We start from the raw sequence: 20,792 nt of genomic DNA, 5'->3' as shown, positions 1-20,792 counted from the left end.
TTCCGTTTCCCGCGGTCAGTTCATCGTCGAACCGATGGCGGTCGAGCCGGTGGTGAGGAAGGTGGTGGCCTGGAGCGAACCGTCCGACTTCCGCGCGCTGTACGCCGTTGTGGCGTCCGTGGACTTGAAGGACGGCGTCGAGACCCCGCCGTCCCAGTTGTTCGCGGCGGACACCGTCGACGAGCCCAGCTTGGACAGGCCGCCCTTGTTGCCCACGGCCAGGTTCCGCGCCAGGCGGGCCTTGCCCGTGGCGAAGTAGAAGCCCGCCTCGGCGTTGGCGTACGCCGTGTTGCGGTTCAGGACGATCGCGCCCGGGTTGGAGTTCTCGGTGAACCCGTTCAGCGTGTTGTCCCAGGCCGCGTTGTTGTTGACGACGTGCGCGACCGTGACACCCCCGCCGCCCAGCTTGTAGCCGTTGCCGTTGCCCTCGAAGGCCGAGTCGTTCCAGCGGTTCTTGCCGTTGCCGAAGGCCCAGGAGTGCTCGATGGTGACGGGGGAGGAGAACTGCCAGAGGTCGAGACCGTCATCCGAGTTGTTGTAGAGACGGGCTCCGGTGATCCTGTTGCCGGTGCCGGAGCCGAACTTGACCGCGATGCCGTCGGCGTTCTGCCCGTGCCCGGCCGGGTCGTAGTTGCCGTGACTGTCCAGGTTCTGCACGAGGTTGTTCGTCGTGCCGTCGCCGCGCAGCGTGAACCCGGAGTCGCCGTTGTTCGCGGTGACGAGGTTCTTGAAGACGCCGCCCACGGACGAGGTCACGACGAAGCCCTGGGCCGGGGAGTTCTGGAAGGTCAGGTTCTGCACGGTCCAGTAGTCGCCGTAGATCCCGGCCAGCCAGGACCCGTCGGCCAGCTTGGAGCCGTCGACCTTGACCTTCTCGCTGCCGTACGCCTGGAGTGTGATCCGCGCCGAACTCGTCCCGTTCGCGGTCGACTTGAGGGTGGCCGTCGGGTAGTACGTGCCGGCGCGGAGCTGGATGGTGGTGCCCGCGGCGGCGCTCTTCACGGCTGCTTCGAGCTGTGCGGTGGTGGTCACGGTGACCGTCGACGAAGCGGCCTCGGCGTCGCCGTTCGACAGGCCGAGGTAGACGCCGCCCGCCCCCGCGGCGACGGCCACCGCCGCGGCGACGGAGAGCGTTCGGGTCCTGCGGTGGCGTCCGGTGCTCTGACGCACGGGGCGTTCCTTTCCTAGGCGATGGAGGCGAAACGGGCCGGAGGGGCCGCCCCGGCCCGTTTCTGCATCCAGGTCGCCGCCGCGCCCGTAAAAGTTGCCGCGGAGCGTGAAGATCGATCGAAAGTTTCGGTGTCGCCCATCCCCCGCACACCGATTGACGCGTCCCGCCCCACCGATGACACTCCGATCGAACACAAACCCCCACACTCACACAGGATGTGTCATGCGCCCCCGCACCGCTCGCACGCTCCTGCTCCCCCTCCTCGCCCTTCTGCTCGGCCTGCTGTCGGCCCCGCCCAGTACCGCCAACTCCGGAGCTCCACCCGTGAACAAGCCCAAGTACGCCGGATATCTCTTCACCTACTTCACCGGCGAGGGCACCGCCGACGGCGAGCAGATCCGCTATGCCCTCAGCCGTGGCAACGACCCGCTGCACTGGCGTGAGCTGAACGCCGGAAAGCCGGTCCTGACCTCGACGACCGGCGAGAAGGGGCTGCGCGACCCGTTCGTGATCCGCTCCCCCAAGGGCGACAAGTTCTATCTGATCGCCACCGACCTGCGCATGTACCGCAACAGCAGTGGCAGTTGGGACCACGTCCAGCGGCACGGCAGCAAGTCGATCATGGTCTGGGAGTCCACCGACCTGGTCCACTGGACCGACCAGCGCCTGGTGAAGGTCTCCCCCGACTCCGCGGGCAACACCTGGGCGCCGGAGGCCTACTGGGACGACGCCCTCGGCGAGTACGTCGTCTTCTGGGCGTCGAAGCTGTACGCCGACGACGACCCCGACCACACGGGATCGACGTACAACAAGATGCTGTACGCGACCACGAAGGACTTCCGCACCTTCAGCGAGCCGAAGGTCTGGGACGACCCGGGTTACTCGGTCATCGACTCGACGGTGGTGAAGCACAAGGACACCTACTACCGCTACACCAAGGACGAGCGGGACCCCAGCTCCTCCAGCCCCTGCTCGAAGTTCATCACCGCGGAGAAGTCGACCTCCCTGACCTCGACGACGTACGACTTCGTCGCGGACTGTGTCGGCAGTGGCGCGATGTCGCGCGGCGAGGGGCCGACGGTGTTCAAGTCGAACACCGAGGAGAAGTGGTACCTCTTCATCGACGAGTACGGCGGTCGCGGGTACGTCCCCTTCGAGACGACCGACCTCGACTCGGGCCGGTGGACGCCGTCGACGGACTACCAGCTCCCGGCAAGTCCCCGGCACGGAACGGTACTTCCGGTGACGCAGGACGAGTACGACCGGCTGCTGGCGGCCTACCCGTCGACCCCCACCTCGGTCGTCGACGTGACGGCGAAGGACCAGAAGGGGTACGCCATCGTCACGGAGGCCGCCTCGAAGGTCGTGCTGCCGATGCGGCCGGACGCGGACCTCGCGCGCCTGGCACCGAAGCTCGCGATCGGTGCAGGTGCCACCGCCAGCCCCCGGTCCGGTACCCGCCGCGACTTCCGCAAGCCGCAGACGTACACCGTGACGGCCGCCGACGGCACCAGGCGCACCTGGACGGTGGAGGCGGTACGGACCGGGAGTCCCGTCCTGCCCGGGCTCAACGCCGACCCGGATGTGCACTATCTGAACGGCGAGTACTGGATCTATCCGACGACGGACGGCTTCCAGGGCTGGGGCGGCACCCGCTTCAAGGCGTACTCGTCCAAGGACCTGGTCCACTGGAAGGACCACGGCGTCATCCTGGACCTCGGTCCGGACGTCACCTGGGCGGACAAGTACGCCTGGGCACCGGCCATCGCCGAGCGGGACGGCAGGTACTACTTCTACTTCTGTGCCGAGCAGCAGATCGGCGTGGCGGTGGCCGACTCCCCCGCCGGCCCGTTCAAGGACGCGCTGGGCAAGCCGCTGGTGGCCAAGGGCGGATCGTTCCAGGGCCAGATGATCGACCCCGCCGTGTACACGGACGACGACGGGACGTCGTATCTCTACTGGGGCAACGGCCACGGATACGTCGTGCCGCTGAACGACGACATGACCTCGTACGACCCGACGGAGGTCAAGGACATCACCCCGGACAACTTCCGCGAGGGATCCTTCGTGATCAAGCGGAAGGGCACGTACTACTTCATGTGGTCCGAGGACGACACCCGCAGCGAGAACTACCACGTCGCCTACGCGACGGGACCGTCCCCGCTCGGCCCGTGGACCAAGAAGGGGACGATCCTGTCCAAGCGTCCCGAGTACGGCATCCTCGCCACCGGCCATCACTCCGTGGTGAACACGCCCGGCACCGACGACTGGTACATCGTCTACCACCGGTTCGCCCTGAACGGGCCGGGCAAGGCGGGCGGGGACGGCATGCACCGGGAGACGACCGTCGACCGCATGGAGTTCGCGGCCGACGGATCGATTCTGCCGGTGGTGCCGACCCTGGAGGGGATCAAGCCGGTCAGGAAGAACTAGCTGACGAAGTACGTCGGGTTCGGGAGCTTGTACGTCCTGTCGGCGTAGCCGCCGTCCAGGTCGGAGTACTGGTCACCGAAGTTGGCGACGATGTCGTACCCGAGGTCCTGCTCGATGTGCTTGCGGGTGCCGGACTTGTACTGCACGGTCGTGCAGGTCCAGGTGCCCGGCGTGGCGCAGGCGCTGAGGTAGGACGGCGGGTTGGCCTTGTCCTTGAGGAACACGTGGTCGGCGTCGAGGTTCACATCGGCGCCGATCTTCTTCAGGTTCTCGACGGCCGCGGAGCGCTGCGCGTCGGACAGACCCGAGTTGTAGAAGACCTCGACGCCCTTGGACTCGGCGTACCGGACCAGCTCGGGGCTGCCGAAGACGGCCGGGCGGTCGGCCTTGTTCACGTAGTCGGCCCACGTGGTGGCGTTGTACGTGTAGTTGGTCTTCTTCTCGTAGTCGAGGCTGAGCAGCAGCGTGTCGTCGATGTCGAAGACGACCGCGGGCTTGTCGCCCTTCTTCAGCGCCTTGCGGGCCGACTTGTCGATCTGCTTCCTGGCGGCCGCGTCGAGCTTCGCCAGGTCCTTGGCGTACTGGCTGCTCGTGGACGCCTGGTAGACGCCGTTGGCGTCGAGCGTGGTGCCGTAGTAGGTGTCGATGTCTTTCACCAGGAGCCCGATGTTGTAGGGCTCGTGGGTGCTGTTCGCGGTGGACTGGCCGGCCGTGGCCGCACCGGCGCCGTAGAGGGCGGCGCCGGTGACGGCACACGCTGCGGCGATCGCCGCGATACGCAGTGGCTTATGCATGACAAACGTTCTACGCGCGTCACCCGGGTGGGCGCGAGACCCGCCGGGCAAAAAACGGGTCAAGCACCCCGGAAGGTCAGTTCATGGTGGCGCCGATGGTCGTCGACCCCGTGGTGAGGAAGGTCGTGGCCGGCAGGGTGCCGCTGGAGCTGCGGGCGTTGTACGTCGTCGACGCGTTCGTGGAGATGAAGGCCGGCGTCGCGATGCCGGAGTCCCAGTTGTTGCCGGACGAGGTGACCGACGAGCCCTTGCTGACCGAGCCGCCGCTGTTGCTGACGGCGAGGTTCTTGCCGAGCTTGGCGGCGCCGGTGGCGAAGTAGTAGCCCCACTTGCTGTTGGCGTAGGCGGTGGTGCGGTTGATGACGATCGCGCCCTTGTTGGAGTTCTCGGTGAACCCGTTGCCGGCGTTGCCCCAGGCCGCCGAGTTGTTGATGACGTGCGCGACGACCTCGCCGTCGCCGCCCAGCTTGTAGCCGTTGCCGTCGCCCGCGAAGGCCGAGTCGGACCAGCGGTTGACGCCGTTGCCCATGGCCCAGGTGTGCTCGACGGTGACGGGCGAGGAGAAGGACCAGAAGTCCAGACCGTCGTCCGAGTTGTTGTAGAGGCGGGCGCCGGTGATCAGGTTGCCGGTGCCGGAGCCGAACTTCACGGCGATGCCGTCGGCGTTCTCGCCGTGGTTGGCGGCGTCGTAGTGGCCGTAGGAGTCGATGTTTTTGACCGTGTTGTTGACGGTCCCGTCGCCGGTGAGCGTGAAGCCGGAGTCGCCGCCGTTGATGGTCTTGATGTTGTTCCACACCGTGCCGGTGCAGGACTGGCAGACGACGGCGCTGTCCGGGGAGTTCTGGAAGGTGATGTTGGAGACGTTCCAGTAGTCCGCGGTCAGCTTGAAGATCCAGTCGCCGGCGGGCAGGTTCGAGCCGTCGATCTTGACGGTCTCCGAGCCGTAGGCGGTGAGCTGGACCGGCGAGGACGAGGTGCCGTTGGCCGTGGACTGCAGGGTGGCCGTCGGGTAGTAGGTGCCGCCGCGGACCTGGATGACCGTGCCGGCGATGGCGCCGGATATGGCGCTGCTCAGCTCGGCCGAGGTGTCCACGACCACGGTCGCGGCCTGGGCCTGGGTGGGGAGGACGGCCACGGCGGTGCCGAGGGCGAGGGCCGTCGTGGCGATCAGAGCGGTACGACGAGACATGGAGTGCGGTCCTTTTCTCGTACGGATGGGGAGGGGGACGGTGGGTCAGAGGACGTGGTCGAGCCAGTGGAAGACCTCGTCCTGCATGCGGTCGACGAAGACATGGCCGAGATCGGGCCAGGTCTTCAGACGCAACCGCTCCTCGGCGTGGCACGAGTGCCAGACGGCGCGCAGCGTGTCGTACGCGGCTCGGACGCCGTCGGCGGGGAACAGCGGGTCGAGCCCGCCGTCGAAGAAGAGCATCGGCCTGGGGGCGGCGATGCTCGCCACGTCGGGGAAGTCGAGGAACCGGGAGAGTCCCGGGTGGAGCATGTAGTACGACGACTGCCCGCGCAGCGTGTTGTTGCCGGGCACCATCATTTCCCTGAGACCGGTCATCCAGCAGACGGCGGCGGTGGCCGCGATGTCGTGGCTGAGCGCGGCGGTCTGCCAGGCGCGGTAGGCGCCCATGGAGAAGCCGAGGGCGGCGACCCGGCGCACGCGCTTCAGGCCGGCCAGGAAGCCGGCGGCGCGGGCGTCCTCGCGGGCCATGAGTCCGGCGAGCGAGGAGCCGAGATGGAAGAAGTTGCTCGCCAGGGCCTGCTGCTGGTCGTAGGCGATCGGGCCGCGGTCCCCCCAGCCCGGGGCGTCCAGGCACAGCACGACATATCCGCGCCGGGCCAGTTCGTCGCCCACGAACCGACCGCTGTAGTACCGGTCGGCCCACGCCTGGGCGGCGGCCAGCCGGGTCTCGTCGTACCAGGGCCGGACGAGTTTCTCCTTGCCGATGCCGAACTCGGACCCGTGGTCGTGGAAGAGGAGCACGGCGGGGAAGGGGCCGGGGCCGCGCGGGGTGAGGAGGGCACCCCGCACGCGCTCGTACCGGGTGAGGGAGAGCGTCACCAACTCCCGGGTGCAGGAGTCGGTTCGGGACGGCACGCCGTACTCCGGCGCGTACGGTGTCTCGTCCTGCCGCTCCACCAGGAGGTGCTTCTCGACCTTGGCCCGGGCCAGGAGCCGCCAGTCGCTGAAGTCCCGGACCGGCGACGTGCCCCAGGCGAGCGGGAAGGTGAGCTCCTTCCTCAACTCCGGGTACAGGCTGTCAGGAGTGGCCATACGGTCTCCCCGTGCCGGCGTGGGTCAGGACGTGGTGCTCGACCGCCGCCGGGGACCTGAGCGGCCGGTAGTCGTAGACGTCGGCCGGGTCCCAGCCGACGTCGTCGGTCAGTCCGAGGCCGCTCGCCACCGCGTCGAGCCTGGCCGGGCGGCCGTTGGACCAGGAGCCGGTGTCGTGGAAGTGCTCGCCGCCGTAGGCGGCCAGGGCGAGGCCCGGGTCGTATCGGAAGACGTTGCGCTCGGAGTAGATCGCCGACTCCACGCCCACGCCCAGCGCGTAGAGAGGTGCCCGGCCCCGGTAGACGTTGTTGACGACGTGCACCTGTCCGAAGCGGACGCGGGGGCCGCGCTGCATGATGTCGGTGAAGAGGTTCCGGGCGAAGGTGATCCTGAGGTGCCCCCGGTCGCGGTCGCCGCGTCCGTCGCCCGACCCGATGAGGAGCGCCTTGTCGTGGTCGGTGAACCGGCTGTCGGAGACGGTGATGAAGTCGGAGCCGTCCTCGATGTCCAGCAGTCCGTCGTGCCGTTGGACGTGCTCGCCGTGGAAGCCGAGCGGTGCCTCGCGGTCCGGGAAGCGGCCGTCGGTGAAGGTGCAGTGGTCGACCCAGATGTTCTTGCCGGTGATGACGGTCATCGCGTCGAAGCGGGCGTTCCAGTTGCCCTGGGTGCCGTCGTCGGGCGACCAGCTGGTGAAGTGGTCGACGGGAGCCTCGAGGCGGAGGTTGCGCACGATGATGTTCGTGCCGGTGTTGACCGTCAGGAAGACACCGAGCAGCCGGGCCTCCCGGCCTGCACCGACGAGTGTCGTGTTGCTCGGCACGGTCAGCTGGATCTGTGCCTTCGCCTTGTTCGACCCGGTCTGGCGCAGCTGCCGCTGCTGTCTGCAGTAGTCGTGGCGGGTGTCGGACCAGGTGGTGCCGTCCTCGCCGAAGCAGGACATGTACTTGGCGAGGTCGTATCCGGGCGCGTAGTCCTGTTCGCCGAGCAGTGAACCGTCCTCCGCCTCATGGCCGTTGATGTCGCCGACGACCCGGATCACCTTGGGTGCGGTGGGATCGCCGGCGTTGGCGAGGGCCTCCTTGAGCTCGGCACGGGTGTGCACCGTCGAGACGGTGCCGCCCGCCCCGCCGGTGGTGCCGGTGCCGGCGGAGGCCCAGCCGACGGGACCGCGCTCGGTCGCGGCGGCCGCCTGCGGTGCCCAGCCGAAGGCCAGGCACACGCAGGCAAGGAGGGCGGCGGCAGCCCTACGCACGCGGGCACCAGTCGCCGAGATACGTGGCCTTGGTGTGCGACTCGGCCTGGTCCCGGGTCAGTTGAGGCCGGTTCTCCGGAACCGAGATCACCGCGCCGGGGCCGGAGTTGCGGTACTCCCGGAACCGCATGGTCTGCCAGGGGTATGCCTCCCGCATGTTGGTGTAGGGCGCGACGGGGTCGATGCCGGGTCCGATCCGGGTGTCCCGCACGACGAGGGACGGCCAGGCGGTCGTCTCGTACGACGGGACCCAGGGCCGGGCCAGCTTGTACGCCGCCTCCTCGGCGCCCGAGGTGATGCGGGAGCGCAGGGCGAGGATGCCGTGGGGGTTGGCGCGGGCGGTGGACGGGGCGAAGACCATGCCCTTCGGAGTGAAGGTGACGTCTCGCTGGAGGGTGTGGAAGTGGCACTCCTCGAAGACGGCGGTGGCCCGGCCGAAGACGAAGTCGACGTCGCCCTCGATGTAGCAGCGGTGGAAGTACTGCCGGTCGAAGGAGGTGAGCGCGGTCGTCTCGACGAAGACGGTGTCCTGGTGGGCGAGCAGCCGGACGTTGTCGAAGTGGGTGCGGTCGCCGTACGTGTAGGAGGCGACCGCCTGGGTCCCGGTGATGTCGGGATGGTCGGCGCGCAGCCAGTCGTTGGCGAGCGTCAGGTCGCGGACGGTGAGGCCGGGGGCGGCCGAGGTGAAGGTGGCGGAGCCCGCGGTGCCGTACGTTCCGGAGCCGTCGGGCTTCTGCGTGCCGTTCGCGTTGTCGTAGACGATCACGGTGTCGCGGGGGTCGCGGGAGGCGCCGCGCAGGGTCAACTCGGCTTTGTCGGCGGGCACGTCGACGAACTCGCGGTACGTCCCCGGGTGCACGACGATCGTCCAGCCCGGACCGTCGACCGCGTCCACGGCCGCCTGGACGGAGCCGCCGGGGCGGACGTGCAGGACCCGGCGGGCACCGGTGGCGGAGGCCGGGGTGGCGGCCCCTGCGGCGAACAGGCCCGCACCGGCGGTGAGAAGGGTGCGTCGGCGCATCTCAGCACCCCCGCTTCCACGGCTGCCAGTCGCCGAGGTAGGCGGCGCGGGTCGCCGACTCGGCCTGTTCGTCGGTGAGTTGGGGCCGGTTCTCGGGGACCGTGATCACCGCGCCAGGTCCCGTGTTGCGGTACTCGGCGAAACGCTGGTTCTGCCAGGGGAAGCTGTCCGACATGTTGGCGTAGGGCGCCACCGCGTCGATGCCCGCGTCGAGGCGGCTGTCCCGGACGGTGAGGGCGGGGCGGGCAGTGGGGTCGGAGCTGGGCACCCAGGGGCGGGCCAGCTTGTAGTGGGCGTCGGGAGCCTCGCTGCTGATGTGGCTCCTGGTGACCAGGTAGCCGAGCGGGTTGGCGCCCGCCGTGGACGGCGCGAAGACGAAGCCGTACGGGGCGGAGGCCAGGTCGGTGCGGGTCAGGGTGCGGAAGTGGCACTGCTCGAACACGGCGGTGCCCCGGCCGAAGACGAAGTCGACGTCGCCCTCGACGTAGCAGTGCGAGAAGTACTGGCGGGCGAAGACGGCCAGGGAGGTGGAGTCGGCGTACAGGGTGTCCTGGTGGCCCAGGAAGCGGCAGTGGTGGAAGGCCGAGCGGTCGCCCAGCACCTTGATGGCGACGGCCTGGGTGCCGGAGACGCCCGGGTGGTCGGCGCGCAGCCAGTCGTTGGCGAAGGTGATCCAGCGGGCGGTGAAGCCGTCGGGGCGGACCAGGGTGGTGGCCGAGCCGGTGGTGCCGTAGGTGCCGGAGCCGTCGGGCTTGGGGGTGCCGGCCGCGTTGTCGTAGACGATGACGACGTGCCGCGGGTCCTCGCTCGCGCCGATCCAGGTCAGCTCGGTGGCGGTGGCCGCGACGGCGACGGTCTCCCGGTAGACGCCGGGGGCGAGGACCAGGGTGTACCCGGTGGTGGTGACCGTGGTGACGGCGGCCTGGACGGTGGTGAAGTCGCCGCGGCCCCGGGCGTCGACGTAGAGCGTGGTCGGGGTGAGCCGGGCGGCCGGGGAACCGAACCGGCCGAAGGGGCGCCGACCGCCGGCGGAGGCGGGCGCGGACGCGAGGCCGAGCGCGGCGGCCGCACCGGCACTCGCGGTCAGGAATCCCCTTCTGGACAGGGGGAGTTGGCGGTGGGGCGAGGGCATGGCGATGCTCCTTGGCTGTGCGGCTCTGCGGGGATGTGCGTGGTGTTTCCTCGCCGTGGGGGGCCGGGGCGGGCGCACTCGGGGTGGTGAGTGCGGTGCGGGCCGCCCCGGCCGTTCAGGGGGCGGGTGTCAGCAGACGCGGCCGGCGCCGGCGCCGCGGCCGACGATCCCGGGGACCTTCTTGACCGGGTCGATCTTCGTGCGCAGGGTCGGCGTCCAGCCGGCGCCGGACTGGAGGGTCTCGGCGGGGATCTCGGCGTTGTGGACGGCGATCAGGTCGGTGAGCCGGCCGTTGACGTAGTTGTCGGCGGCGGTGACCGGGGAGACGTTCCAGCGCTTGAGCACCTTGGCCGCGCTGACCCCCTCCGGCAGCGTGAACGCGTTGTGCTCGGCGACCAGTTGGGACTCCTTGCCGATGCCGAAGCTGTAGGCGTAGTCCTCGTTGGCCACGAAGTGGTTGTTGTAGGAGTCGACCTGTCCGAACCGCACGCGCGGGGCGCGCTCGACGAGGTCGGAGAACTGGTTGTGGTGGAAGGTGACCTTGAGCTTGCCCCGGTCGCCCACCGCCGTGGACTCGCTGTCGCTGTTGCCGATCAGGATCGTCTTGTCGTGCTCGGTGAAGACGTTCCAGGAGGCGGTGACGTAGTTGGAGCCGCGGACGATGTCCAGCTCCCCGTCGTGCTGCTGGTAGAGCATGCCGAAGTAGGTCGGCGCGGCGCTGTCGGGGTGGGAGCCGTCGGTGAAGGTGTTGTGGTCCATCCACACGTGGGTGGAGCCGTAGACGACGGCGGTGTCGTACTCGGAGTTCCAGTTGCCCTTGGCGCCGTCGGTCGGGTCCCACTGCGGGAAGCAGTCGATGGGGCTCTCGAAGGCGAGGTTGCGGATGATGACGTTGTCGACGGCCTTGATCTGGAGGCTGGCGCCCTTGATCCCGGCGTTCCTGCCGATGCCGATGATCGTGGTGTTGGAGGGGACGTTGGCCTTGATGGCCTTGTCCTGGTTGGCGGCGGAGGTGCGGCGCAGCCCCTCGGGGCTGTCGTCGGGCTCGGCGCTGAGGTCGGTGTCGAGCCCCCAGGTCTCCGGCGCGTACTTGGCGAGGTAGGCGTCGAAGTCGTACCCGGCGGCGGCGAAGGCGTCGCAGCCCTCCGAGACGGCGTCGATCGTCCCCTTGACCTTGATGATCTTCGGCGCGTCTCCGCCGGCGGCCAGGGCGGCCTTGAACTCGGCCCAGGTGGAGACGGTGTAGACGTGGGCGGCGTCGGCCGCGGCGCCACCGGTGGTCCCCGTCCCGTAGGAACCCCAGCCGTCACCGGCCGGGAGGCTCTGCCGGGCGACGTCACGATCGCTCGCCTGGGCGCCGGGCCCGGTGACGGTCAGCACGAGGGCGGTGCAGCCGACGACGGCGGCGGCACGCGCCACCTTGGCTGCTATGTCATGCCCATGCCATTTCTGTGTGCTCATGGTGCGGCTCTCTCTTCCGGTTCAGGGGTGGTTACGCGGTGGCTTCGGGCCAGGTGATCCAGGACGTGGGGATCTCCTGGTCGAGCCGTCGCACGTCCTGCGGGCGCAGCACCCGGGTGCGCAGCAGCTCCTGCGCCACGAGCCGCGCCACGGCGATCGCACCGGGCGGGTTGAAGTGCGTGTTGTCCTGCTCGGTCGCGGTCCAGTTGAAGTACGTCTTCGTCTCCTCGACCCCGAGCTTCTGCCACAGGGCGAGGGACAGCGCCTGGATGTCGAGCAGCGCGACCCGCTCCTGCTCGGCGAGGGCGCGCATCGACGCCGGGTAGTCGCCGTGGGTCGGCACGGCGTTGGCGGCCGTGTCGAACTTCCGGCGCTCCACGGAGGTCGCGAGCACGGGCCGCGCACCACGGGCACGGGCGCCGTCGATGTACAGCCGCAGATAGTCCTGGTAGGTCGTCCAGGGCTCGGTGTAGCGGGTGGGGTCGGCGGACTTCTCGTCGTTGTGCGCGAACTGGATGAGGAGGAAGTCGCCGGGCTGGATCAGCCCGAGAATCGTGTCGAGCCGGCCTTCGTCGACGAAGCTCTTCGAACTGCGCCCGTTCACCGCGTGGTTGGCGACGGGCCGGTCTCTGTGCAGAAAGAAGGGAAGCGCCATGCCCCACCCGGTCTCGGGGGCCGCGTCGGCGTATTTCTGGGCGGCGGTGGAGTCACCGGCGATGTAAATCGTCCGGGGGCGGCGGATTCCGGCGGAAGCGGTACCGGAGGCCGCAATGGTGAGGGGAACAGCGGCAAGGGCCGCCGTGGTCATCTGTCTGCGGGTAAGGGACACAGGAAAGCCTTTCGTTGACCAACCCAGGGGCGCGGGGAACTGCGCGACCGGCCCCAACCGGCCGGCAGCTCCCCACTACCCGAACCACCCGTGCTCTTGGCTCTTAGCCGTTCTGCGACTTCCACTCGGTCTGGGCCTCGTTCAGCTGGTCCGCCAGCGTGTCGAGGAAGTCCTTCGCGCTCATCTTTCCGAGCAGCACCTTCTGGAAGTTCGGCTCGTTGTCGGCCTTCGAGATGGTGCCCCAGTCGGGCAGGTAGTACGGCAGCTGGACGATGCTGGTGGAACCGTCGGTCAGCGCGGCCGCGGCCAGCTTGGTCGGCTCGGCCTTCGAGATCCACGCGTCCTGCGCCGCGTCGTTGTTCGCGGGCACCTGCCCCGCGGACTCGTTGAACTTCGAGTTCTCCGCCTTCGACAGCGCGAACTCGATGAACTTCCAGGCCGCGTCCTTGTTCTTGGAGGTCTTGAACAGGCCGATGCCGTCAACGGGGTTGGAGACCTGGACCCGCTTTCCGTCGGGCCCGGTCGGCTGCGGAATACCCCGGAACTTGTCGACCCCGAGCGCCTTCACATGGTCCTGGTACGAACCCAGGTTGTGGTTCAGCATTCCGATCGTGCCGGAATCCCACTGGGCGACCATCTTGGTGAAGTCGTTGTTGAGGTCGGCGGCCGGCGTGACCTTCTTGAAGAGGGCCGCGTACTTCTCCAGCGCCGCCACGTTCTTCGGGTCGTTGACCGTGGTCTTGTCGCCGTTCCAGAACGACGTGATCCCGGACTGCCCGTACATCGCGTCCAGTGCCTGCGCGATGGACCCGGCGCCACCGCGGATGGTGTAGCCGAACTCGTTCTTGCCGGCGTTGGTGAGCTTGTCCGCGGCCTTGTAGAACTTGTCCCAGGTGGTCGGCTCGTCCAGGCCCGCCTTCTTGAACAGGTCGGTGCGGTAGTAGAGCACACCGTTGTTCGCGGAGGTGGGGATCGAGTAGAGCCGGCCGTCACCGCCGCCGGCGGCGGTCAGCGACTCGACCATGTCCTCGTTGAGTTTGCCGTTGAGCGAGGACTTGGCGAGCCGGTTGTCCAGCGGCTCCAGGGCGCCCTGGGCGGAGAAGCTCGCGAGCATCGCCGCGCCGACGCCACCGACGTCCGGCAGGCTGTCGGCCTGGATGGCGGTGTCGACCTTGGACTGGTAGTCGGTGGAGGCGATGCCGACGTACTCGACGTCGATCTTCGGGTTCGCCTTCTCGAAGTCGGCGATGACCTCCTTCCAGATGTCGGTGCGGACGCCACCGTTGTTGTCCCAGAAGACGATCTTGCCCGTGCCGGTGCCCTCGTTGCCCTTGTCACCCGTGCTGCTGCCGTCGTCACCGCAGGCGGTGGCGGTCAGCGCGAGGACGGAGCCCAGGGCGACCGCCACGGCGGCTCGCCTGCTTCTGCGGATGCTGATCTTCATTGGTCGGCTCTCTCTTCTGGGTCAATCTCAGCTGGATCGAGATGTGAACTGCTGTGTGGAGCTATGAAGTTGTGGGGGTCAGTGGCGGGCGTGGGGAGCCCAGTCGTCGCTGCCGCGGAGGTAGTCGGCGACGGTGTGGGCGCGGGCGTCCGCGTCGCTCATCTGCGGCCGGTCCGCGGTGACTTCGGCACCGGGCCCGTAGTTGCGGTACTCGGTGAACCGGGCGTCCCTCCACGAGAAACCGCTCATGTCGGTCCACGGGGAGGCCTTGATCGCGGCCGGCAGCTTCGTGTCGCGGATCAGGACCTGGGCGACGGCCTCCGGTTCCCCTCCCGGATGCCAGGGCCTGCCGAGGTGGAAGCTCCCGGCCGGCGCGTCGCTCACGATCCTGGAGTCGGTGATCAGGAACCCGTAGGGATTCCCGGTCCAGGTCGAAGCCGCCGTGATGTAGCCGTTGTTGGTCGCCGAGCCCCGGCTCAGCGCCTTGATGACCGACCGCTCGATCACCGTCGTCGCCCGTCCGTAGACGAAGTCGACGTCGCCCTCGATGTACGAGTCGCGGACATAGACCCGGCTGACGGTGGTCAGCTTGGGGCTGTCGGTCATCAGTGTGTCCTGGTTGCCCAGGAAGGCGGTGTCCTCGAAGACGATCCGGTCGCCGGTCGTCTTCATCGCCAGCGCCTGCTCGCCGTTCAGCTCGACCGCGGCCTCGTCGAAGTCGTTGCTGAAGGTGAGGTTGCGCGCCGTGACGTCGTTCGCGGCGATGCGCACGGTGGCGCTGCCGGTCGAACCGCCGTACTCGGCGGGCGTGTCGTAGACGATGACGGTGTCGGACCGATCTTGTCCAGTCCCCTGCAGCACGATGTTCGGCTTGCTCGCGGGGATGAAGACCTTGGCGCGGTACGTCCCCGGCGCGACGGCGATCGTCACGGGCACGGTGTTGCCGTCCGGCACGGCGTCCACGGCGGCCTGCACGGTCGCGTAGTCGGCCGGGACGCGCAGGGTGACCCCGCCGATCTGCTTCTGGGGCCCGGAGAACCGCGTCACCAGCGCCGGGACGGCGGCGGCCGGGTCCAGCCGGTAGGCATAGAAGTCCCGGGGGTCGAATGCCGTACCCCATGCGTCGGTACGCCCGGTCGTGTGCTTCAGGATCGAGCCGCGCTGCACCAACTCGGCCGTGGCATCGGCCTGGTAGGGGTGCTGGACGCCGTCGTAGTAGCTGTTCTCGATGACCATCCTGGTCCTGCCGCGGGACCAGTTCCCGTACGTCCACGTCGGGTCCCCGTCGGCGACCTGGGCCGCGAGGTAGTTGTTGTAGAGGTGGGCGTAGGCGCAGTTGTCCGCGGAGGGATTGCGCTGCTTCGTCCCCGTGAACCAGTTGTGGTCGATGGTGATCTCGGTCAGGACGTTCGTCGTCCAGCCGATCCCGAACGCCTTGTTGTGGTTGGTGAACTGGTTGTAGGAGACGGTGATGTACCGGCTGTCCTTGCGGATGTCGAGCAGCCCGTCGCCCATGTGCGTGAAGCGGTTGTGGTCGATCCAGACGTGGTCGGCGGTGTCCATCTGGATCGCGTCGAAGTCGGTGGTCTTGCCGTCCCAGTCGCCCTCGACGTAGGAGTCCCGGATCGTCAGGTTGCGGATGATGACGTTGCTGGTGCCGGGGTTGAGGTGCAGCTCACCGTGGACGATCTCGCCGGTGTCGCCGACGCCGATGATCGTCTTGTTCGAGGCCACGACGATGTCCGAGCCGAACGGCTCGACGGCTATCGCCCCCGACACCCGGATGACATACGGCTCTTCGGCCGCCGCGTACCGGGCGAGCGAGGCCTGGTCGGTGACGGTGACGACCCTGCCGCCCGCCCCGCCGGTGGTGCCGCCGGCGAGGGAGGCGAAGCCGTGCGGCTGGTCGGTCCAGCGCGGGGCGGCCACCGGCGAGGGTCCTGCCGAGGCGTCGGCTTCCCCGCTCGCCCCCAGCACGAGGGCGGCGAGCAGGCCCACGACGGTGGCCAGGACTCTGCCGGGACCGAGTCCCGACAAGCGCTTGCTATGGAGGTGCGTCATTGCGGCTCCCAACAGGCGTACAAGAAGAGGTGTGCTACAGCTGGTCGATCCTGAACTTCGTGAAGGTTGCCGCGCCGGCGTGACCTTGTCCGGTGGGCGCGAGGGCGACGAGACCGAGCAGAGCGCCGACCCAGCGCCACGGTGTGGCCGCGAAGACGGGACCGGACGGACGCGGGCCGTCGCCGATGTCGTAGAAGAAGCGGCACCGCGCCCCCGCGCCGATCTCGATCCGCAGCCGCACCCGTCCTTCGGGGGCGATCACGGGGTGGGCGGCGTCGCGCTCCCGCTCGGCGACCGCCTCGGCGAACCGGTGCACCACCTGAACGGTTCCGTCCTCGTCCCGCTGGAGCCCGATCCAGCCGAACGCGTCCCCGAGGACCGCGAGCCCGGCCCGCGCCCCCGGCTCCTCGCTGTCCAGGCGCAGCTCCACCTCGACGGCGGAGGGCTTGCCGGGCAGCCGCTGGGTGAGGACGTTCGGCAGTCTGCGCAGGTCGTGCGCGTCGGCCGAGCGGACGCAGGTGAGGCGGAGCCCGTCGCCGGAGTGATGGGTGGCCCAGCCGTCCCGCGGGTTGGCGGTCCAGCTCCACTGGCGGCCGAAGCGTCCGCCGGGGAAGTCGTCGTCGGTGGCGGGCGCGGCGGGCGGCTGCGGCGGCAGGTCGGGCCTGGTGTGTACGGCGACGGGGGCGCCGTCGTCCCCGAGCACCGGCCAGCCCCCATCGCCCCAGCGCATCGGCTGGAGGTGGACGACCCTGCCGTAGGCGCCCTTCTGCTGGAAGTGCAGGAACCAGTCCTCGCCGGACGGGGTGCGCACCCAGCCGCCCTGGTGGGGGCCGTTGACGTCGGTGTCCTTCTGCTCCAGGACGACCTTCTCCTCGTACGGCCCGAAGAACTCGCGTGAGCGTAAGGCGCCCTGCCAGCCGGTCTCCACTCCCCCGGCGGGAGCCAGGATCCAGAACCAGCCGTCGTGCAGATAGAGCTTGGGGCCCTCCAGGGTGAACCAGCCCGGTATCCGGTCACCGTCGACGATCACCTTGCCGTCGTCGAGGAGTTCGGTGCCGTCGGGGTGCATCCGGTGGCCGGTGAGCCGGTTCTTGACGCCGGAGCGGGACTTGGCCCAGGCGTGCACCAGGTAGGCCTCGCCGGTCTCGTCGTCCCACAGCGGACAGGCGTCGATCAGGCCCTTGCCCGCCTTGAGGAGGTGCGGCCGGGTCCAAGGACCCCTGATCTCGGGGGCGTTGATCTGGAAGATGCCCTGGTCGGGGTCGCCCCAGAAGATCCAGAACCGGTCGTCGTGGTGGCGCAACGACGGGGCCCAGACACCGCAGTCGTGCCGGGGTGCCTTGAACTCGGCCGCGGGCTCCAGCCGTTGAAGCGCGTGGCCGACCAGGGTCCAGTTGACGAGGTCGCGGGAGTGCAGCAGCGGCAGGCCGGGGGCGCGGCCGAAGCTGGACGCGGTGAGGTAGAAGTCGTCGCCGACGCGCAGGACGTCCGGGTCGGACCAGTCGGCGTCGAGCACCGGGTTGGTGTACGTCTTTGCGGTCACAGGCTCACCGCCTTGCGGATCAGGGCTGCGGCCCCGCCGCGGTCGAGGCGGCCGTCGGCGACGACCGTGACGACACGGCGGACGAGGGTGTCGCCCGGGGCGATCGGTACCCGCTCGGTGTGCGCCAATGACGAGCCCACACCGGGGTATTCGCCGGCGCGCACGAACCACGGGTCGCGGCGGGTCTGCTCGGTGGCCCCGGCGAAGACCAGCGTCCAGGTGGAGCCGGCGAGGGCGAGCCAGTCGGCGCGGTGGGCGTGCACCTCGGACTCGCCGTCGGCGCTCGGGGTGAACACGTCCGGCGCCCGGTCCTCCTTGCGGGCCCGCCAGAAGAAGCCGCCGTACGCGGCGCCCGGGCGGCCGTTGGTGGCCGGGCTGCCGATGGACAGCGGGCCGGACGTGACATTGGTGAGCGAGAACGTGAAGTCCAACGCCCAGGCGACGTCGGTGAGTTCGGTGGCCGCGACCGTACGGCGCTCGCGCAGCAGCTCGGCTCCCGCGGCGATCCAGCGCAGTTCCTCCACGAAGCCGTCCGGGTCGCGGAGCTGGAAGGAGCTGTGGCGCTGGGCGCCGTGGTTGTCGAGCTCGGTGGGGCCCTGGTCGCGGACGTAGGTGCGTCCGCCCCAGAAGTTGAATCCCTCGACGTCGGGAACGGCGACACCGACGCCGAGGTGATGGAGGTGGTCGGCGGGGCTCAGTTCGGTGACCGCCGTGCCGGCCAGGGTGGTGACGGGGTGCAGATAGGGGCGCGGGGAGAGCCGCGCGGGCAGCTCGGGCCGGGTGACATAGCGGCCGACCGGGCGGCCCGCGACGCGCAGGACCGGGGAGTCGGGGGTCGTCATCAGGTACTCACCTCTTTCGGTAGGGCATCCACGACCCAGGGCGTGTCGAGCTCGGAGTAGAGGGCGAGGGTGTCCGCGGAGGCCGCGACGAGCCCGTCGACGCCGGGGACGACCCTGCGGTCCTCGCCGGGGACCCGGTGCCAGGCGCTCTCGGGCAGCGGGGCCGGGTCGGGAGCCGTCCGGATCGCCTCGACGACCTTCATGAAGGCGCCGGTCACGTCCGGCGGGACCAGCAGGTCGGTGCCGTCGGTGAGGTGGTCGACCAGGTTCTCCAGCAGGTCGGTACGGCCGTGGTCGTACTCCTCCGGGCCGTGGTCCGCGCGCTGGAGCAGGACGCGGTCCTGCTTGTACCAGAAGGTGATCCGGCCGCGCGTGCCGTGCACGAGGACGTACGGGTCGTCCGGGTCCTCGGCGCACAGGGTCGCCGCGACGGTGACCGGGCGGCCCTGTGCCGTGGAGATCCGGACACAGGAGGTGTCGTCGGACTCGATGTCGTTGGCGCGCAGCAGCTCGGTCTCGATGCGGGTGACGTCCTCGGCGCGCGTGGAGCCGTTCAGGGCGAGACCGGTGGCGACGGCGTGCGCGAGCGGGTTGGTCAGCGCGCCGTCGATCACGTCGACGCCGTTCAGGCGCCGCTTGCCCGCCCAGGGGGCCCGCGTGTAGTAGGACTCCGGCCGCGCCCAGGCACCGGCGCCCCCGACGCCGACCAGTTCGCCGATGGCCCCCTCGGCGATCAGCTGCCGGATCGCGGGCACCGCGTGCGAGCCCAGCGACTGGAAGCCGATCTGGCAGACGACCCCGGCCGCGGCGACCCCCTCGGCCATGCGCCGGAACTCGGCGTACGACGGGGCCGGAGGCTTCTCCAGCAGGATGTGCACGCCCCGGCGAGCCGCTTCGAGCGCCAGGTCGGTGTGGGTCGGGATCGGCGTGCAGATCACGGCGATCCGGGCGCCCGTGGAGTCCAGGAGGGCACCGAAGTCGGCGGACTGCTCGGGCGTGCCGAGGCCCTCGGGGAGCTCGCCCGCGGTCAGCGGCGTCAGCTCGCAGATGCCCGCCAGGCGGACGATCCCCTTGTCCTGGAGCCGGCGGATGTTCTCCAGGTGCCAGCGGCCGTGGCCGCGCGCTCCCGCCAGGACGATGTCTACGGTGCTCATGGGATCCTCCCTGCGCCCGCGCCGCGTGCCACCTCTCGGTCGGCCGCCTCGGCGCTGTCGATCTTTGTGTGCAGGGTAGGCGTCCAGCCGACGTCGGCCGTGAGGTCACGCTCGCTGCCGGAGTTGTAGGCGTTGTAGATCGGCAGCAGGTCGACCGGGAAGCCGTTGAAGAGGGTGCCCTCGTCATGCAGGGCGGTGCCGTTCCAGCTCTTGACCAGGTCGGCGACCTCTACATGGCCCGGAGTGGTGAAGGCGTTGTTCTGGGCGTGGATGGCGGACTCGGTGGAGACGCCGATCGAGTAGCGGTAGTCGTGGGCGTCCTCGGGGACGACGTAGCGGTTGTTGTAGACGTGCACCTGGCCGAAGCGGACGCGCGGGGCGCGCTGGACGATCGACTCGAACTGGTTGTGGTGCAGGGTGACCCGGAGCTTGCCGCGGTCGCCCGTCACCGCGTCGCCGTTGCCGATGAGCATCGCCTTGTCGTGGCCCACGAACCGGCTCCAGGAGACGGTGACCAGGTCGGAGCCGTTGGTGATGTCCAGCAGGCCGTCGTGGCGCAGATAGTTGCGGCCGAAGAGGGTGGGTTCCTTCTCGTCCGGGTGACCCTTGTCGCTGAGGGTGACGTGGTCGACCCAGACGTGGTGGGAGCCGGTCAGCCAGATGGCGTCGTACGCGGTCTTCCAGTCGCCGAGGCCGCCGGTGTTGGGCTGCCAGACGGGGAAGCAGTCGTAGGCGTCGCGCAGGTCGAGGTTGCGGATGATGACGTTGGAGGCGTTCTTGACCTGGAGGCCCGCGCCCTTGAGGACCGCGCCCTGGAGTCCGACGATCGTGGTGTTGGAGCCGACGGTCAGCGTGACCCGCTCGGCCTGCCGGGCCGCGGAGGCCTGGCGGGCCTCCTCCTGCGCTCCGCTGGGCTTGGCCTGGCCCCAGGTGCGGGGGTTGTAGGCGGCGAGGTACTTCTTCAGGGTGTAGCCGCCGGTGGCGTAGTCGGCGCAGTCCAGGTGGTCGCCGTCGTCGTCGGTGTTGGCGTCGATCGTCCCGGCGACCTTGATGATCTTCGGGGTGGCGCTGCCGCCGTCGAGAGCCGCCGCGAGCTCGGCGCGGTCGGTGACCGTGAAGACATGGGCGTCGTCGGCGGCGGAGCCACCGGTGGTGCCCGCCCCCTCGGCCGCCCAGCCGTCGTTCGCCGGCAGCGTGTCGCGGCTGATGTCACGGGCCTCGGCGTGGGCGGGGACACAGAGGAGCCCCAGCACGCCTGCGGAAGCGGCGATGTGACGGAGTCTCACGCTCGTACCTCCCGTGCCTTCACGCTGGTAGCGGATGCCACCCTCGTCCGGGCCCGGCCGTCCCGTTCGGCTGCCGCCGGGATGC

General features: G+C 69.5%; 16 protein-coding genes. 1 reads left to right on the top strand and 15 read right to left on the bottom strand.

Annotation, left to right across the window (positions count from 1 at the left end; genetic code table 11):
- Positions 1-15: 15 nt before the first annotated feature.
- On the bottom strand, positions 16-1,170 hold the full coding sequence (locus tag QF037_RS35715) for a right-handed parallel beta-helix repeat-containing protein (RefSeq protein WP_307032395.1): 1,155 nt from the start codon (positions 1,168-1,170) through the stop codon (positions 16-18).
- 223 nt (positions 1,171-1,393) lie between these two features.
- Between QF037_RS35715 and QF037_RS35710 the strand changes: the two genes are divergently transcribed.
- Positions 1,394-3,604, top strand: a complete 2,211-nt coding sequence (locus QF037_RS35710; protein ID WP_307032393.1) for a family 43 glycosylhydrolase — start codon at positions 1,394-1,396, stop codon at positions 3,602-3,604.
- Here QF037_RS35710 and QF037_RS35705 read toward each other — a convergent pair.
- From QF037_RS35705 to QF037_RS35640, 14 genes are all read right to left on the bottom strand, one after another.
- Complete coding sequence (locus tag QF037_RS35705; RefSeq protein WP_307032392.1) at positions 3,601-4,398, bottom strand: HAD family acid phosphatase; 798 nt, start codon at positions 4,396-4,398, stop codon at positions 3,601-3,603. The two genes, QF037_RS35710 and QF037_RS35705, sit on opposite strands and share 4 nt — an antisense overlap.
- 76 nt (positions 4,399-4,474) lie before the next feature.
- The gene (locus tag QF037_RS35700) at positions 4,475-5,587 is read right to left on the bottom strand and encodes a right-handed parallel beta-helix repeat-containing protein (protein ID WP_307032390.1); all 1,113 of its coding nucleotides are present in this window, start codon (positions 5,585-5,587) and stop codon (positions 4,475-4,477) included.
- A gap of 45 nt (positions 5,588-5,632) precedes the next feature.
- Positions 5,633-6,682 carry a dienelactone hydrolase family protein gene (locus tag QF037_RS35695; RefSeq protein WP_307032388.1) on the bottom strand — a complete coding sequence of 350 codons (1,050 nt, stop codon included), beginning with the start codon at positions 6,680-6,682 and terminating at the stop codon, positions 5,633-5,635.
- Positions 6,669-7,934 carry a pectate lyase family protein gene (locus QF037_RS35690; RefSeq protein WP_307032386.1) on the bottom strand — a complete coding sequence of 422 codons (1,266 nt, stop codon included), beginning with the start codon at positions 7,932-7,934 and terminating at the stop codon, positions 6,669-6,671. The genes QF037_RS35695 and QF037_RS35690 overlap by 14 nt, the downstream gene beginning before the upstream one ends.
- Entirely contained in the window at positions 7,927-8,955 is a 1,029-nt protein-coding gene (locus QF037_RS35685; RefSeq protein ID WP_307032384.1) for a pectinesterase family protein, read from the bottom strand. The genes QF037_RS35690 and QF037_RS35685 overlap by 8 nt, the downstream gene beginning before the upstream one ends.
- Before the next feature lies 1 nt (position 8,956).
- A complete protein-coding gene (locus tag QF037_RS35680; protein WP_307032382.1) occupies positions 8,957-10,087 on the bottom strand; it encodes a pectinesterase family protein in 1,131 nt (376 codons plus the stop codon).
- Between the two features lie 129 nt (positions 10,088-10,216).
- Entirely contained in the window at positions 10,217-11,548 is a 1,332-nt protein-coding gene (locus tag QF037_RS35675) for a pectate lyase family protein (RefSeq protein ID WP_307032380.1), read from the bottom strand.
- A gap of 31 nt (positions 11,549-11,579) precedes the next feature.
- Complete coding sequence (locus QF037_RS35670) at positions 11,580-12,377, bottom strand: rhamnogalacturonan acetylesterase (protein WP_307032378.1); 798 nt, start codon at positions 12,375-12,377, stop codon at positions 11,580-11,582.
- Positions 12,378-12,480: 103 nt separating this feature from the next.
- Complete coding sequence (locus QF037_RS35665) at positions 12,481-13,821, bottom strand: ABC transporter substrate-binding protein (protein ID WP_307032377.1); 1,341 nt, start codon at positions 13,819-13,821, stop codon at positions 12,481-12,483.
- Positions 13,822-13,899: 78 nt separating this feature from the next.
- Positions 13,900-15,882 carry a pectinesterase family protein gene (locus QF037_RS35660; RefSeq protein ID WP_307032375.1) on the bottom strand — a complete coding sequence of 661 codons (1,983 nt, stop codon included), beginning with the start codon at positions 15,880-15,882 and terminating at the stop codon, positions 13,900-13,902.
- A gap of 34 nt (positions 15,883-15,916) precedes the next feature.
- The gene (locus QF037_RS35655) at positions 15,917-17,425 is read right to left on the bottom strand and encodes a glycoside hydrolase family 43 protein (protein WP_307032373.1); all 1,509 of its coding nucleotides are present in this window, start codon (positions 17,423-17,425) and stop codon (positions 15,917-15,919) included.
- Positions 17,422-18,267, bottom strand: a complete 846-nt coding sequence (locus QF037_RS35650) for a DUF6807 domain-containing protein (RefSeq protein WP_307032371.1) — start codon at positions 18,265-18,267, stop codon at positions 17,422-17,424. Before QF037_RS35650 ends, QF037_RS35655 begins: the two co-directional genes overlap by 4 nt.
- Positions 18,267-19,421 carry a Gfo/Idh/MocA family protein gene (locus tag QF037_RS35645; RefSeq protein ID WP_307032369.1) on the bottom strand — a complete coding sequence of 385 codons (1,155 nt, stop codon included), beginning with the start codon at positions 19,419-19,421 and terminating at the stop codon, positions 18,267-18,269. Before QF037_RS35645 ends, QF037_RS35650 begins: the two co-directional genes overlap by 1 nt.
- On the bottom strand, positions 19,418-20,707 hold the full coding sequence (locus QF037_RS35640; RefSeq protein WP_307032367.1) for a pectate lyase family protein: 1,290 nt from the start codon (positions 20,705-20,707) through the stop codon (positions 19,418-19,420). The genes QF037_RS35645 and QF037_RS35640 overlap by 4 nt, the downstream gene beginning before the upstream one ends.
- Between the last annotated feature and the right edge of the window lie 85 nt (positions 20,708-20,792).

It is taken from the genome of Streptomyces canus (genome assembly GCF_030815415.1).
GTDB classification, from domain to species: domain Bacteria; phylum Actinomycetota; class Actinomycetes; order Streptomycetales; family Streptomycetaceae; genus Streptomyces; species Streptomyces canus_F.
The sequence above is the reverse complement of the archived record's forward strand: the minus strand, read 5'-3'. Positions and strand labels throughout refer to the sequence as shown.

Excerpts from the sequence above, each read along its gene's own strand:
- QF037_RS35710 (WP_307032393.1), top strand. The coding sequence starts at position 1,394 with ATGCGCCCCCGCACCGCTCGCACGCTCCTGCTCCCCCTCCTCGCCCTT.
- QF037_RS35705 (WP_307032392.1), bottom strand. The coding sequence starts at position 4,398 with ATGCATAAGCCACTGCGTATCGCGGCGATCGCCGCAGCGTGTGCCGTC.
- QF037_RS35700 (WP_307032390.1), bottom strand. The coding sequence starts at position 5,587 with ATGTCTCGTCGTACCGCTCTGATCGCCACGACGGCCCTCGCCCTCGGC.
- QF037_RS35695 (WP_307032388.1), bottom strand. The coding sequence starts at position 6,682 with ATGGCCACTCCTGACAGCCTGTACCCGGAGTTGAGGAAGGAGCTCACC.
- QF037_RS35685 (WP_307032384.1), bottom strand. The coding sequence starts at position 8,955 with ATGCGCCGACGCACCCTTCTCACCGCCGGTGCGGGCCTGTTCGCCGCA.
- QF037_RS35680 (WP_307032382.1), bottom strand. The coding sequence starts at position 10,087 with ATGCCCTCGCCCCACCGCCAACTCCCCCTGTCCAGAAGGGGATTCCTG.
- QF037_RS35675 (WP_307032380.1), bottom strand. The coding sequence starts at position 11,548 with ATGAGCACACAGAAATGGCATGGGCATGACATAGCAGCCAAGGTGGCG.
- QF037_RS35665 (WP_307032377.1), bottom strand. The coding sequence starts at position 13,821 with ATGAAGATCAGCATCCGCAGAAGCAGGCGAGCCGCCGTGGCGGTCGCC.
- QF037_RS35660 (WP_307032375.1), bottom strand. The coding sequence starts at position 15,882 with ATGACGCACCTCCATAGCAAGCGCTTGTCGGGACTCGGTCCCGGCAGA.
- QF037_RS35650 (WP_307032371.1), bottom strand. The coding sequence starts at position 18,267 with ATGACGACCCCCGACTCCCCGGTCCTGCGCGTCGCGGGCCGCCCGGTC.
- QF037_RS35645 (WP_307032369.1), bottom strand. The coding sequence starts at position 19,421 with ATGAGCACCGTAGACATCGTCCTGGCGGGAGCGCGCGGCCACGGCCGC.